General features: G+C 72.2%; 9 protein-coding genes. 6 read left to right on the top strand and 3 right to left on the bottom strand.

Annotated elements, in window-relative coordinates; translation table 11 throughout:
- Positions 1-138: 138 nt before the first annotated feature.
- Together ACSMXO_RS13885 and ACSMXO_RS13890 are read right to left on the bottom strand one after the other, a co-directional pair.
- Complete coding sequence (locus tag ACSMXO_RS13885; protein ID WP_346257665.1) at positions 139-1428, bottom strand: amidohydrolase/deacetylase family metallohydrolase; 1290 nt, start codon at positions 1426-1428, stop codon at positions 139-141.
- Complete coding sequence (locus ACSMXO_RS13890) at positions 1425-2753, bottom strand: MarR family transcriptional regulator (protein WP_455418044.1); 1329 nt, start codon at positions 2751-2753, stop codon at positions 1425-1427. Before ACSMXO_RS13890 ends, ACSMXO_RS13885 begins: the two co-directional genes overlap by 4 nt.
- Before the next feature lie 155 nt (positions 2754-2908).
- On the opposite strand from ACSMXO_RS13890, the gene ACSMXO_RS13895 reads away from it, so the two are divergent.
- From ACSMXO_RS13895 to ACSMXO_RS13905, 3 genes are all read left to right on the top strand, one after another.
- Positions 2909-4150, top strand: a complete 1242-nt coding sequence (locus ACSMXO_RS13895) for an alanine racemase (protein ID WP_455418045.1) — start codon at positions 2909-2911, stop codon at positions 4148-4150.
- 610 nt (positions 4151-4760) lie between these two features.
- Positions 4761-5867 (top strand): sugar phosphate isomerase/epimerase family protein, encoded by a 1107-nt coding sequence (locus ACSMXO_RS13900; protein ID WP_455418046.1) that lies wholly within the window; start codon positions 4761-4763, stop codon positions 5865-5867.
- A gap of 74 nt (positions 5868-5941) precedes the next feature.
- Positions 5942-9271 carry a ThuA domain-containing protein gene (locus ACSMXO_RS13905; RefSeq protein ID WP_455418047.1) on the top strand — a complete coding sequence of 1110 codons (3330 nt, stop codon included), beginning with the start codon at positions 5942-5944 and terminating at the stop codon, positions 9269-9271.
- Between the two features lie 99 nt (positions 9272-9370).
- Here ACSMXO_RS13905 and ACSMXO_RS13910 read toward each other — a convergent pair whose 3' ends face one another.
- Positions 9371-10357, bottom strand: a complete 987-nt coding sequence (locus ACSMXO_RS13910) for an N-acetylglucosamine kinase (protein ID WP_455418048.1) — start codon at positions 10355-10357, stop codon at positions 9371-9373.
- A 106-nt stretch (positions 10358-10463) separates the two neighbouring features.
- On the opposite strand from ACSMXO_RS13910, the gene ACSMXO_RS13915 reads away from it, so the two are divergent.
- The 3 genes from ACSMXO_RS13915 to ngcE are packed head-to-tail and all read left to right on the top strand — an operon-like array spanning position 10464 to position 13593.
- On the top strand, positions 10464-11381 hold the full coding sequence (locus tag ACSMXO_RS13915) for a MurR/RpiR family transcriptional regulator (protein ID WP_346257659.1): 918 nt from the start codon (positions 10464-10466) through the stop codon (positions 11379-11381).
- 2 nt (positions 11382-11383) lie between these two features.
- Positions 11384-12136, top strand: coding sequence for a sugar isomerase domain-containing protein (locus ACSMXO_RS13920; RefSeq protein WP_455418049.1), 753 nt, complete (start codon positions 11384-11386; stop codon positions 12134-12136).
- A gap of 20 nt (positions 12137-12156) precedes the next feature.
- The gene (ngcE, locus tag ACSMXO_RS13925) at positions 12157-13593 is read left to right on the top strand and encodes an N-acetylglucosamine/diacetylchitobiose ABC transporter substrate-binding protein (protein WP_346257658.1); all 1437 of its coding nucleotides are present in this window, start codon (positions 12157-12159) and stop codon (positions 13591-13593) included.
- The last annotated feature ends 1 nt before the right edge of the window (position 13594 follow it).

Genomic DNA, 13594 nt, shown 5'->3' on the forward strand with positions numbered 1-13594 from the left:
CCGTAGCCGCCGTCCGGCCCGGCCGGACGGCACCTGCCCGGACCGGCTCAGTCGCCCAGGTAGAGCACCGCGTCGATCTCGATGTCGAACCCGTTCAGCACCGCCTGGTCGGCCACGACGATCTGCCTGGGCATGGGATCAACCTCCGTGTCGGGGGAACTGCTCGGCGAGCCCGTCCGGGCCCACCAGGGGTGGGGTGAGAAGTCGGCGTACCGCCCGGTCCCGGTCGGCCAGCGCGGCGCGCTGCGCGTCGGTGAGCGTGACCCACGGCGGCACCGGCCCGGTCTGTCGGGGAGGCAGCAGCCGGCCCGCCCGGTAGGTCAGCTCGTTGACCAGCCGCAGCGGGGCGTACCGGCGCTGCCCGTGCACGTCGACCAACTCGTACCGGCCGGGCTCGATCGTGAAGACCGCGATGTCGGCCGGTGCGCCGACCGCGAGCGTGCCGATCCCGTCCGGCAGGCCGAGCGCGCGGGCCGGTCCGACGGTCGCCGCCGCCACCACCTGGGGCAGGCTCATCCCGACCGCCAGCATCTTGGCCATCGTGGTCGGCAGGTCGAAGACCGGGCCGTGCAGCGACCGGCTGTGCAGGTCGGTGGAGACGGCGTGCGGCGGCATGCCGGCCGCCAACTGCGCCTCCAGGACGTCAAAGGCGAAGCCGCCGGAGCCGTGCCCGAGGTCGAAGCGCACCCCCGCCTGGTACGCCTCCTTCGCCGCCGGGTCGAAGCCGTCCGGGCCGGCCGCGATGCCGCTGGCGCAGTGCGTGATCAGGTCGCCGGGACGCAGCAGCGGCAGCAGCTGCGCCACCGTCGGCGGCGCCGCGCCGATGTGCACCATCACCGGCAGTCCGCACGCCTGCGCCGCCTCGACCGCCCGGCGCAACGGGGCCAGGCCGTGCGTACCGACGTTGTGCCGGTCCATCCGTACCTTGATCCCGACGATGCTGTCCCGGTGCGCCCGTACGGTCGCCACCGCCAGCTCGACGTCGCAGTTGGCCAGCTCCCGGGACTCGCCGACCGGGGCGACCAGCCCCACCGCGGAGATGTTCAGCAGCGCGGGTACCCGGACGGTGTACCGGGCCGAGGCGGCGGCGAACGCGGCGAACCCGTACGCCCCGGCCGAACCGGCGTCCACCCAGGTGGTCACGCCGGAGCGCCAGGCCACCGGGTCGGGGTCGATCCCCCAGTACGTCGCCCCGGCGTGCACGTGTGTGTGCAGGTCGACCAGGCCGGGCGTGATCAGCCTGCCGGCCAGCTCGACCAGCTCGGCGGCCCGTTCCCGGGGCAGCACGGGTGCGACCGCCGCGATCCGGCCGTCCCGGACGGCGACGTCGTGCCGCCCCGCCCGGCCGGTACCCGGATCGAGCAGGTCCCCGCCGGTGAGCAGCAGGTCCCAGCCCTCCCGACCGGACTCGGCAGCGGATCCGGTCACGGCGCTGCCTCGACCGGGGCGGGCACCGGCCCGGCCCCGCCGGCGCCGCCGATGCGGAGCCGGTAGAGCCGGGCCGGGCGCCCCTTGCGGTGCACCTGCGTGCTCCCCTCCACCTCGACCAGGCCCGATTCGCTCAGCTTGCGGATCAGCCGGCGGCCACTGGGATCGGTGATGCCGAGCTGTTGGGCCAGGTCGCTGGGGGAGATGGCCCGGCCCTCCAGGGCCCGTTCGATGGCGGAGAGCCGGGACAGCGTCGCGGCGCTCAGTCCCACCTCGGCGGCCAGCCGTTCGAGTTCGGCGCCGTGCTCCCGGTAGGTGAAGGCGAGCGCGGCCCCGGCCGGGCTCATCGGCCCGATGATGACGCCACCGTCCTCGACCAGGTACGCGCTCGGCGACTCCTCCTGCTCGGCCCGGGCGACCGCCCGCTCGGCCAGGTGCAGGCAGCTTCGGGCCGAGGCACCGACCCCGAACCCGGCGGCGACCCGGATGCCGAGGGTCTCCTGCGCCTGGCCGAGCGTGGGCAGCGACACCCAACTGTTGGTCGCCTGCTCGAAGAGGGCCTGGTGGGCGAAGACCACCACGCCGCGCCGGCCCCGGTTCTCGATCCAGGCGTCGCCGAACTCCGGCGTGTTGAGCAGCAGGTTCATCAGCCCCACCCGGGCCCGGTCCAGGTCGAGCTGCGGGCCGGCCCGGCCGACCAGGAAGATGCCGGCGGCGAACCGCAGCGCACTGGCCTGTTTGGACTGCACCTGGAGGGCCAGCTCGTGCAGTTGGGCCCGCAGGGTGGCCGGCCCGGGCAGACCGCCGAGGACCCGGGCGCCGCCCTGTAGCTGGGCCGCGACCGCCGTACGCAGGCTGATCACGTAGTCGGCGCCGGTCCGGGCCAGCGTCGCCCGATGGAACGCGACGATCTCGGCCACGCTCTGTTCCGGGTCGTAGGGCAGGCAACTGATCTGCGAGCGGTCCAGTTCCAGGGCCCGGGCCACCTCGTCCACGGTCTGGGTGTCATAGGTGTCGATGCTCACCGGCGTGGGTCGCCAGCCCCGGGACAGCGCCTTGAACAGCGCCAGCGACAGGTCCAGTCCGGCCGAGCGCAGGATCGCCACCGGCAGGTCCGCCGGGAGCAGGTCACGGCATTTCGCGTACGGGACCGGGCCGAGCAGCAGGCCGTCGACGCGTTGCCGGGCGAGCAGTCCGTCGACGAGTCCCCGGACCGCGTTCTCGTGCTCGTAGACGATCCACTCCAGCGTCACCCCGGCCAGCGTGCGGGCCGCGTCCTCGAAGACGGTGCGGTGGCTGGCGTGGATGACGAGACCGATCACCATCCGGCTCTCCAGGTTCGAAAGTGGTCCGTTAACGGTGGCGTGGTTAGCCTGGGTCCCGCCGGCCACCCTCGTCAAGTCGTTGACGAGGAAGGTCCGCATGCGGCAGGCTGGGCGGCCAACAGCGAGCCATATCCGAACCTGCCCGGGGAGAGTCGGTGCGCCACGAACTCGACGAGCCCGCGCTCGACTGGCGCGCCAAGGGGTTCTGGCAGCCCGAGACGCCGGTCCCGGACGCGGCGTTCGCCGCCGCCCGGCACTCGCTGTTCGGCGGCGCCGTCACCTGGCCGGTACTGGCCGTCCGGCGCTCCGCCGTCGCGCACAACGTCGCCACGATGGCCGGGTTCTGCGCCCGGCACGGCTTCTCGTTCGCCCCGCACGGCAAGACCAGCATGGCGCCGTCGCTGCTCGCCGCCCAGTTGTCCGCCGGTGCCTGGGCGATCACCATGGCCACCGCCAACCAGGTGCTCGCCTGCCGCGCCCTCGGCGTACCCCGGGTGCTGCTCGCCAACGAGCTGCTCGATCCGGTGCCGCTGCGCTGGCTGGCCCGGGAGGTCGACCGGGGTTTCGAGGCGTACTTCTTCGTGGACTCGGTCGCCGGAGTAGCGGCGATCGAGACGGCGCTCGCCGACCAGCCGGCCGGTACCCCGGTACGGGTCCTGGTCGAGCTCGGCTTCCCCGGCGGGCGGGCCGGCTGCCGCAGCGTGGAGCAGGTGGTCGAGGTCGCCGAGGCGGTCGCCGCGACCCACCGGGTACGCCTCGACGGCGTCGCCGGCTACGAGGGCGGGCTGCCGGACGGCGCGGCCGTGTCGGCGTACCTGCGGCGGCTCCGGTCGGCGGCGACCGAGCTGGCCCGCCGTGGGCTGGTCGGCCCGGAGGTGCTGGTCAGCGCCGGTGGCAGCGCGTGGTTCGACCTGGTGGCCGAGGAACTCGGCGGTGCCTGGCTGACCGGGCACGACCTGCGGGTGGTGCTGCGCAGCGGTGCCTACGTCACCCACGACCACGGCTTCTACGCCGAGCACACGCCGTTCCGACGGATCCCCGGCGAGGGCGCTCTCGACCCGGCCCTGGAGCTCTGGGCGCAGGTCACCTCCACTCCGGAGCCGGGGCTGGCGATCGTCGGCATGGGCAAGCGGGACGCCCCGTACGACGAAGGGCTGCCGGTGCCGCTGCGGATCCGGCGCCGTTCCGGCGAGCTGCGTCCCGGCACCGGGGTGACCGTCAGCCGGCTCAACGACCACCACGGCTATCTCGCGGTCCCGCCCGGCGTCGAGCTGGGCCCGGGTGATCTGGTCTGCTTCGGCATCTCCCACCCGTGCACCGCCTTCGACAAGTGGCGGGCGCTACCGGTGGTCGACGACGACCACACCATCGTGGACGTGCTGCGGACCTACTTCTGAGCGGTCTGTCGATCCGAGACGCGGCGTCGAGGCGGTGTCCCGGACGGAGACTGTCGAGCTGCCCCGCTTGTGCTCCCTTCGGGACAGGCGGCGCGATGTCGGGATTGTCGCGCCCCGCCTGTGCACCCAGCTCGACAGTCTCCGTAACTGGGATGCCCGGCTCGGCCCGGCGGCTGACTCCCACGTACCGGACGCCCTCTGATGGGCGCAAGACCGGACCCCGGAGAGGGGCCGGGTCCCGTTCGACCACAATCGACGGGAACTTTCCGCTGGGTGCGACGAACTTTTGTAAACAGCGACCAAAGTTGGCGCGTCCTGCTCTTTTCTTCTCGCTGCGCAGCCTCTAGCGTGTGTCTATTCGTAACAGAGAAGATCGCTGATCGTCATATCCCGCCCGGGTGGAAGCCGGAGCGGGAGTCACGAAGGCGTCGGGTCCGCCACGGCCGCGACGCACGTCCCCGCGCGCCACGAGTGGCACGTGAGCGCGCCCGTACCCGTCGACTTTCTTCGCGCGGGCACTCACCCGAGCATCCGAGCTGTCCACCGAAGACCTCTTGAATCGATCCAAGCATGGGCGGCGGAGGCGTCGCCGCCCGGGAAGGTGCAGGACATGGGGAAGACGCAGCGCGAACCGATGGATCCGGCGGAACGCCGCCGGCTCACCCGGCGCAGCATCCTGGCCGCCTCGGCCGGCGCGGCCGCCGCGCTCAGCGCGGTCGGCGCCAACGTGGTCCGGACCGAGACCCCCGCCGTCGCGCACGGGCAACTGCGGGCCGAGCCGCTGATCCCGGGCCGCAACCGGGGCATCATCCTCTACAGCGTCCGGGACCGGATCTCCGCCGCCCCCGACGACAGCGGTGTGCCGTACGGCTTCGAGCGGGTGCTCGCCCGGATCGCCGAACTCGGCTACCAGGAGGTGGAGTTCGCCGGCTACACCCAGAACACCCAGATCCTGGGCCGGCAGATCACCCCGGCGGAGATCCGCAAGATTCTCGACGACAACGGGCTGGTCGCCAACGGTACGCACACCTCGATCAATCCGGCCACCTTCGAGCAGCAGATGGACATCGCCGAGACGCTCGGCATGAAGAACATCGGCACCGGCAGCGACCCGACGAACTCGGCGTACACCTCGGACTGGGACGCGGCGGCGGACGTCTGGAACGAACTCGGCCGGCAGGCCCGCAGTCGCGGACTCCGGCTCTACACGCACAACCACGACGCCGCGTACTCCTTCCTGCTCGACGCGGGGCCGCTGGACGCGAACGGCCGGCCGACCCGCTCCTCCGGCACCCGCCGGCTGGAGTACTTCTTCCGGAAGACCGACCCGAGGTACGTCTTCTTCGAACTGGACATCTACTGGGCCTACGTCGCCCGGTTCAAGCACCAGAAGTACGTCGACCGGTGGGGTCGGGAGAAGACCGACCTGTTCGACCCGATCCTCAACGTGGTCTCGCAGAGCAAGCGGTTCCCGCTCTTCCACGCCAAGGACGGCAACCGGAACAGCGCGCTGGCCAACGGCTACGAGATGACCCCGCTCGGCGAGGGCGACATCAACTTCCAGCAGTTCTTCCAGACCATCGGCGACCCGGACTTCCGGCACGCCAACTGGGAGCAGGACACCGCGCCCGGCGGGGCGGCCAACCCCGGCCAGTCGCTCGACTTCGCCGCGGTCAGCTACACCAACATGTCGGAGCTGACCATCTACCGCCGGTGACCTCCCGGGCGGGCCACGGATCGCCGTGTCCCGCCCGCTTCCCGTAACCCCTACGGCGTGCAGACGGAGGAGAGATGAAGAGAACCATGCGCCGCTGGCTGACCGTGCTGGCGGCGACCGCGACGATCGCCCCGCTGACGGTCCAGGCCCCGGCGGCGGCCGTACCGGACCCGGGAGCGGGTTCCGGCGGCGTACCCGCCGAGCAACTGGTGGCCGAGGAGAACGGCCCGGCCGCGCTCCGCTCGGACGCCCGGGCGCCGCGCGACTACGGCGTACTGGTCTTCACCAAGACGGCCGGGGCGCGGCGGGCGTCCATTCCGGACGGTGTGCGGGCGATCCGGGACCTCGGCAGGGAGCACGGGTTCCGGGTCACCGTCACCCAGGACGCGGCGGCGTTCACCGAGCAGAACCTCGGAAAGTACCGCGCGGTGGTCTTCCTCAACACCACCGGCGACATCCTGAACGCCACCCAGGAGGCGGCGTTCGAGAAGTACGTCCGGGCCGGTGGCGGCTACGCCGGGGTGCACGCGGCGGCCGAGACCGAGCCGGACTGGGCCTTCTACCAGAGCCTGCTCGGCGCGAAGGCCACCGGCGCCTCTCCGGTCGAGCCGGGCAACATCGACGTCGCCGACCGGGCGCACCCGTCCACCGAGACCGTGCCGCGCACCCTGACCCTGACCGAGGAGTGGTACAACTTCTCCGCCAACGTCCGGGGCGTCTCGCACGTGCTGGCCACCGCCGACGAGCGCAGCTTCGCCGGTGGCGCGATGGGCTTCGACCACCCGATCGCCTGGTGCAAGGACTACCAGGGCGGACGCTCGTGGTACACCGGGCTCGGTCACTCCATCGAGACCTATCGCTCGAAGCCGTTCACCCGGCACCTGCTCGGCGGCATCCAGTGGGCGGCCGGTGTGGTCGAGGGCGACTGCGGGGCGACCGTGACCGGCAACTACGAGAAGGTCACCCTCAACGACGAGCCGGGCGAGCCGATGTCGCTCGCCGTGCTCCCGGACGGCCGGGTGCTGCACAACACCCGGGGCGGTCAGGTCCGGCTCTACGACCCGGCCAGCGGCGCCAGCCCGGTGATCAACACCATCCCGGTCTACAGCCACGACGAGGACGGGCTGCAGACCATCTCGATCGACCCCGACTTCGCCACCAACAAGTGGGTCTACCTCTACTACTCGCCGCCGCTGAACACGCCCGTCGACAACCCGGCGACCCCGGGGGTCAACGAGGGTGACGCGCCGGCCACCAGCGCCGACCCGACGGTCTGGGACAAGTTCAAGGGCTACAACCAGCTCTCCCGGGTCAAGTTCGTCGACGGCCCGACCCCGCACCTGGACATGAGCACCGAGCAGCAGATCCTGCGGGTGGACGTGGACCGGGGCATCTGCTGCCACGTCGCCGGCAAGGTGAAGTTCGACGGCCAGGGCAACCTCTATCTGATCACCGGTGACGACACCAACGCCGGTGGCTCGGACGGCTTCGCCCCGATCAACGAGTCGCCGACCCAGGGCCCGGGTTACGACGCCCAGCGCTCCTCCGGCAACACCAACGACCTGCGCGGCAAGCTGCTGCGGATCAAGGTACGGGCGAACGGCACGTACACCATCCCGGCCGGGAACCTCTTCCCGGAGGCGCAGGACCACGACAACAAGACCCGTCCGGAGATCTTCCTGATGGGGCTGCGCAACCCGTTCCGGTTCGACGTGGACGCCTCCGGGCGGGTCTACGTCGGCGACTACTCGCCGGACAGCCGGACCTCGAACCCGGCCCGGGGGCCGGAGGGGACCGGCCGGTGGTTCTCCACCAACAAGGCCGGCAACTACGGCTGGCCGTACTGCTACTCGCCGGCCCTGCCCTACGTCGACTACGACTTCGCCACCCGGACCTCCGGGGAACCGTTCAACTGCGGTGCCCCGGTGAACGACTCGCCCCGGAACACCGGCCGCACGGTGCTGCCGCCAGTGCAGGACCCGCAGTTCTGGTACACCTACGAGGCGCGTACCCCGTGCCCGGGGACGTACCTGGAGACGCCGCCACTGAGCTGCGACTTCAAGTGGCCGGTGATCGGGACCGGCGGGGTCGGCCCGCACGGCGGACCGATCTACCACTACGACCCGGAGTCGACCTCGGAGACGAAGTTCCCGGAGTACTACGACAACGCGGTGGCGTTCGGCGAGTTCACCCGGGACAAGATCTTCATGATGCGGACCAACGGCAACGGCGGGCTGGTCGGCGTCGAGCAACTGCTGCCCGGCTTCGTCTTCGACAACCCGATGGAGATGGAGTTCGGCCCGGACGGCAGCCTCTACCTGCTGGAGTACGGCGACGGCTTCTTCACCGCCAACCCGGACGCCCAGCTCTCGGTGATCCGCTACGTCAAGGGCAAGCGGTCGCCGGTCGCGGTGCTGAACGCCAGCCCGACGTCCGGGCAGGCCCCGTTGACGGTGAACTTCTCGGCCGTCGGCTCGCACGACCCGGACCCGGGTGAGTCGATCTCGTACGCCTGGGACTTCACCAGCGACGGTACGGTCGACTCGGCCGACCCGAGCACCTCGCACACCTATACCGCGAACGGGACGTACACCGCGCGGTTGACGGTGACCGACTCCAGCGGCAAGACAGGGGTGCTGACCCGGACCATCACGGTCGGCAACACCGCCCCGACGGTGACAGTGACCAGCCCGATCCCGGGATCCTTCTTCAACTGGGGCGACCCGGTCCCGTACACGGTGACCGTCACCGACCCGGAGGACGGCACCATCGACTGCTCCCGGGTGACGGTCAGCTTCGTACTCGGGCACGACACCCACGGCCACGAGCACGGCTCGACCACCGGCTGCACCGGTACGTTGCAGTCTCCTGCCGACGGCGCCGACCACGCCGGCGGCTACCTGTACGGCGGGATCAGCGCTTCCTACACCGACCTCGGTGGTGGCGGGCAGCCGGCGCTGACCACGGTCAACCAGGTCGTGATCCAGACGCCCCGGCAGCAGGCCGAGTTCGCCCAGGTCAAGCAGAACGTGACGATCGCCAACACCAGCGATGCCGGTGGTGGCCAGCACGTCAACGGGATCGACGCGGGCGACTCGATCGCGTTCGACCCGATCAACCTGGGTGACGCCAGCGCGGTCACCTTCCGGGTCTCCGGCGGCTCGGCGGCCACCGCCGGTACGCCGCGGGCCACCGTCGAGCTGCGGCTCGACTCGCCGACCGGCCCGCTGGTCGGCACCGCCACGCTGAACGCCACGACCGGCAACAACGACTGGTCCAGCCAGACCCTGGCGGTCGACCAGCCGGCCGGCGGGCACCGGCTCTACCTGGTCTTCCAGCCGGTCACCGGTGGCCCGACCACCGGCCTGGTGAACCTGAACTGGGTGGAGTTCACCCCGAGGTAGTCCCTTCCGGACGGCTGCCGGGAAGTCGCATCCGTGACTTCCCGGCAGCCGTCGTCCGTGGACCGGCCCGCCGCCGCGCAGACCTCCGGCTGCCGCCGGTCAGGCCGGGCCGCCGCCGGCCGGGTCCACGCCGACGCCGCTGGCCGAGGCGGCCAGCAGCCTTGCGTGCAGCGCCGGGTCGGCGTACCCGAGGAAGCGGTGGAGGGCGACCCAGGCGGCGCCGGCGGCGGCGTCCCCGGCCGGCACACCGGGCCGGCCCAGCCGGTCGACGAGCCGGTCCTGCACGGCGGTGCGGATCTCCGGTACCCCGGCCAGGACGCCGCCGGCCAGCACCACCGGACCTGGCGCCGGATGCAGCGACAGGAGTGTGCCGGCGAGCCGTTCGGCGGCGGTCTCCAGGATGGCCGTCGCGTCCGGGTCACCGTCCCGGGCCGCCGTGCCGACCAGCGGGGCCAGCCCGGCCAGCCGGTCGCGGCCGACCTGGTAGACCCGGGTCACGAAACCGTCCGGCTCGGTGGTGCCGATCTCGGTGGCCACGGCGCGGGCCAGCGCACCGGACGGTGGTCCCCGGTAGAGCGCCCGGGCCGTCGCCCTCGCCGCCGCCAGACCGAGCCAGAATCCGGAGCCCTCGTCGCCGAGCAGCCAGCCGAGGCCGTCGGCGGTGCGGCCGACCGTGTCGTCGCGGACCTCGGCGGCGACCGCACCGGTGCCGGCGATCAGGACCGTGCCGCACTCGGCCGGGGTGCCGGCCGCGAACGCCACCACCGCGTCGCCGACCGGATGCATCGGGCAGCTCAGCCCGAGCCGTGACCACTGCGCGGCGTACCGGGCGGAGACCTCCGGCTCGGCCAGCCGGGCCACCCCGGCCAGCCCGACCACGGCGCCGACCACTCGGCTCGGGTCGTATCCGTGCAGCGCGGCCCGGCCGGCCTCGCCGAGCGCGGCGGCGGCCTCGGCCGGATCAGTGGCGACCGGGTTACCGGGCCGGGCGCGGCCGCGCCCCACGATCCGGCCGTCCACCGTGGCCAGTACGACCCGGGTGGCCGTGCCGCCGCAGTCGGCGCCGAGTACGAACGCATCGACCATGCTGCCGATGGTGCGGGGTACCGATCGTCAATGTCAAACCTATTGACTTGCGACCCCAAATGGTCATAACTTTTTTCATCACCTGGTTGTCGTGAAAGGAATGTTGATGGAGGAGAGCGGGCTGCTGGGCCGGTTGCGTACCGAGCTGGCCACGCTGCCGGTCGCCCTACAGCGGGTCGCCGAGCAGATCCTGATCGCGCCGGAGGAGACCGCCCGGGCCACGATCATCGATCTGGCCGAGCGGGCCGGCACCTCCACCGCGACCGTGACCCGGTTCTGCCGGGTCTTCGGCTACCGGGGCTACGCCCAGCTCCGGGTGGCGGTGGCCACCGAGATCGGCCGGGCTGCCCAGGCGCGCTGGGACACCGACATCGACCGGGAGATCGGGCCCGACGACCCGCTCGACCACCTGCTCGGGGTGGTGGCCAGCGCCGACGCCCGGGCGATCCAGGACACCGCCGGTCAGGTCGACCTGGCCGCCGTCGGCCGGGTCGCCGAGGCCGTCGCGCAGGCCCACCGGGTCGACCTGTTCGGGCTCGGCAGCTCCGGCAACGCGGCCCGGGAGATGGCGTTCCGGCTGGAACGGATCCGGATCCCGGTCTGGCACCGGGCCGACCCGCATACCGCGCTGACCAACGCCGCGCTGCTCGGCCCCGGCGACGTGGCGATCGGGCTGTCGCACAGCGGGCGTACCCGGGAGGTGATCGAGGTGCTGGCCGAGGCGGCCGACCACGGCGCACTGACGGTCGCGGTCACCTCGTTCCGGCGCTCGCCGCTGGCCGAGGTCGCCGACGTGGTGCTGACCACCGCCGTGCAGGAGACGACGTTCCGGCTGGCCGCGCTCTCCGCGCTGCACTCCCAACTGCTGGTGCTCGACCTGATCTACGTCGCGGTGGCCCAGCGGACCTACCAGCGCACCACCGAGGCGTTCGAGGTGACCGCCCGGGCCGTCGACGCGCACCGGGTGCCGGACGACTCGCCGCGAGCCGCACGCCGGCAGCTCAAGACCACGGAGGGGCTTTGACCATGGACATCGGCGCATCCGCCTACCTCACCGCCGTCACCGCCGCGATCGACCGGGTCGCCCGGACCCAGGCCGACGCCGTACGCCGGGCGGCCGACCTGATCACCGCCGCGCTGGACCGGGGCGGCGTGGTGCAGGCGTTCGGCTGCGGGCACTCCGAGGCGCTCTCGATGGAGATCGCCGGCCGGGCCGGCGGACTGGTACCCAGCAACCGGATCGCCCTGCGCGATCTCGTGCTCTACGGCGGCGCCGACCGGACCGTACTCGAAGATCCGCTGCTGGAACGCGATCCGACCGTGGCGCACCGGCTCTACGAACTGGCGCCGATCAAGCCGGACGACGTCTTCGTGCTCACCTCCAACTCCGGCGTCAACGGGGTGATCGTCGAGTTCGCCCTGCTGGTCAAGGAGCACGGCCACTCCCTGATCGGGATCACCTCGCTCGACCACACCGCCCGGGTCACCTCCGGGCACCCGTCGGGGCGGCGCCTCGCCGACCTCGCCGACGTCGTACTCGACAACGGGGCGCCGTACGGCGACGCCGCGCTGCCCCTGCCCGATGGCGGTGCCGTCGGGGCCATCTCCTCGATCACCGGTGCGTTGCTCGCCCAGCAGGTCGTCGCCGAGGTCGTCGCCCGGCTGCTCGACGCCGGTACCCGGCCACCGGTCTACCTGTCCGCGAACGTCCCGGGCGGTCGGGACCGCAACAGCGAGCTAGAGGCGCGGTACGCCGGTCGCATCCGGCGCACCGCCTGACGAGAAGAAGGCGAGGCGCCATGAACTCTCTCCGTCCGGCCCGCTCCGGGCCGGCACCGACCACCGGCCCGGGTCGACGTACCGTGCTGCGGGCCGCCGCGATCGGGCTGGCCGCCCCGGCCCTCGCCGGCTGCGTCACCAGCGGCGGCGACGACGGGCAGCCCGCCGCGGCCAAGGGCGAGACGAGCGCCGACAACCCGCTCGGGGTACCCGCCTCGACCCCGCTGGAGGTGGTCATCTTCGACGGCGGCTACGGCGACGAGTACGCCACCAACGCCGAGAACATCTACAAGGGACGGTTCCCCGGCGCCACCGTGGACCACAAGGCGCTCCAGAAGGTCGGCGAGGCGCTGCAACCCCGGTTCGTCGCCGACACCCCGCCGGACGTGGTGGACAACACCGGTGCCGGCCGGCTCGACCTGGCCACCCTGGTCGCCGCCGGCAAGCTGGCCGACCTCACCGAGCTGCTCGACGCCCCGTCGCTGGACGACCCCGGCCGCAAGGTCCGGGACACTCTGCTGCCGGGGGTGGTGGCCGACGGCACGCTGGACGGCAAGGTCTACACACTCAACTTCACCTACACCGTCTGGGGACTCTGGTATTCCAAGCCGCTCTTCGACCGGCACGGCTGGGCGTACCCGACGAGCTGGGACGCGATGCTGGCGCTCTGCGCCCAGATCAAGAAGGCGGGCATCGCACCCTGGACCTATCAGGGCAAATATCCCGAATACCTGAACGACCCGCTGCTGGCGATGGCGGCCAAGGCCGGCGGTCCGGAGCTGGTGAAGGCGGTCGACAACCTCCAGCCGGGCGCCTGGAAGCAGCAGCCGCTGCTGGACGCGGCGACCGCGATCGCCGAACTCGCCGGCCGGGGCTACCTGCTCGCCGGCTCGGAGGCGCTGTCGCACACCGAGGCCCAGGCCGCCTGGTCGCAGGGGAAGGCCGCGATCATCCCGTGCGGCTCCTGGCTGGAGGCCGAGCAGAAGGGCGTCACTCCGGCCGGCTTCGACATGGTGATGGGTGCGGTGCCGTCGCTGGGCGGGGCCGACAAGCTGCCGTACGGGACGATCCAGGCCGCCAGCAGCGAGTCGTTCCTGGTACCGGCCCGGGCCAAGAACCCGCGCGGCGGGCTGGAGTTCCTCCGGGTGCTCTTCTCCTCCGGCAGTGCCCGGCGGTTCGCCGAGCTGAACAGCACGCTGCCCAGCGTCGCCGGAGCCACCGACGGGCTGGCCGTCAGCACCGGGCTCGGCTCGGTCCGCTCCGCCGTGCAGGCCGCCGGCCCGAACACCGTCACCTACCGGTTCCGCACCTGGTACGCCCCGCTGGCCAAGGCGGTCGACGACGCCACCGGCGAACTCGCCACCCGCCGGATCAACCCGGGGCAGTGGGCCGACCGGATCCAGAAGGCCGCCGACGCGGTCGCCGCCGACTCCGCCGTCACCAAGTACACCCGGTAGC

It is taken from the genome of Plantactinospora sp. DSM 117369 (genome assembly GCF_053764795.1).

What these genes read in the sequence shown, in the direction of transcription:
- ACSMXO_RS13890 (WP_455418044.1), bottom strand. Translation starts at nt 2,753, where the DNA reads ATGGTGATCGGTCTCGTCATCCACGCCAGCCACCGCACCGTCTTCGAG.
- ACSMXO_RS13900 (WP_455418046.1), top strand. Translation starts at nt 4,761, where the DNA reads ATGGGGAAGACGCAGCGCGAACCGATGGATCCGGCGGAACGCCGCCGG.
- ACSMXO_RS13905 (WP_455418047.1), top strand. Translation starts at nt 5,942, where the DNA reads ATGAAGAGAACCATGCGCCGCTGGCTGACCGTGCTGGCGGCGACCGCG.
- ACSMXO_RS13910 (WP_455418048.1), bottom strand. Translation starts at nt 10,357, where the DNA reads ATGGTCGATGCGTTCGTACTCGGCGCCGACTGCGGCGGCACGGCCACC.
- ACSMXO_RS13915 (WP_346257659.1), top strand. Translation starts at nt 10,464, where the DNA reads ATGGAGGAGAGCGGGCTGCTGGGCCGGTTGCGTACCGAGCTGGCCACG.
- ACSMXO_RS13920 (WP_455418049.1), top strand. Translation starts at nt 11,384, where the DNA reads ATGGACATCGGCGCATCCGCCTACCTCACCGCCGTCACCGCCGCGATC.
- ngcE (WP_346257658.1), top strand. Translation starts at nt 12,157, where the DNA reads ATGAACTCTCTCCGTCCGGCCCGCTCCGGGCCGGCACCGACCACCGGC.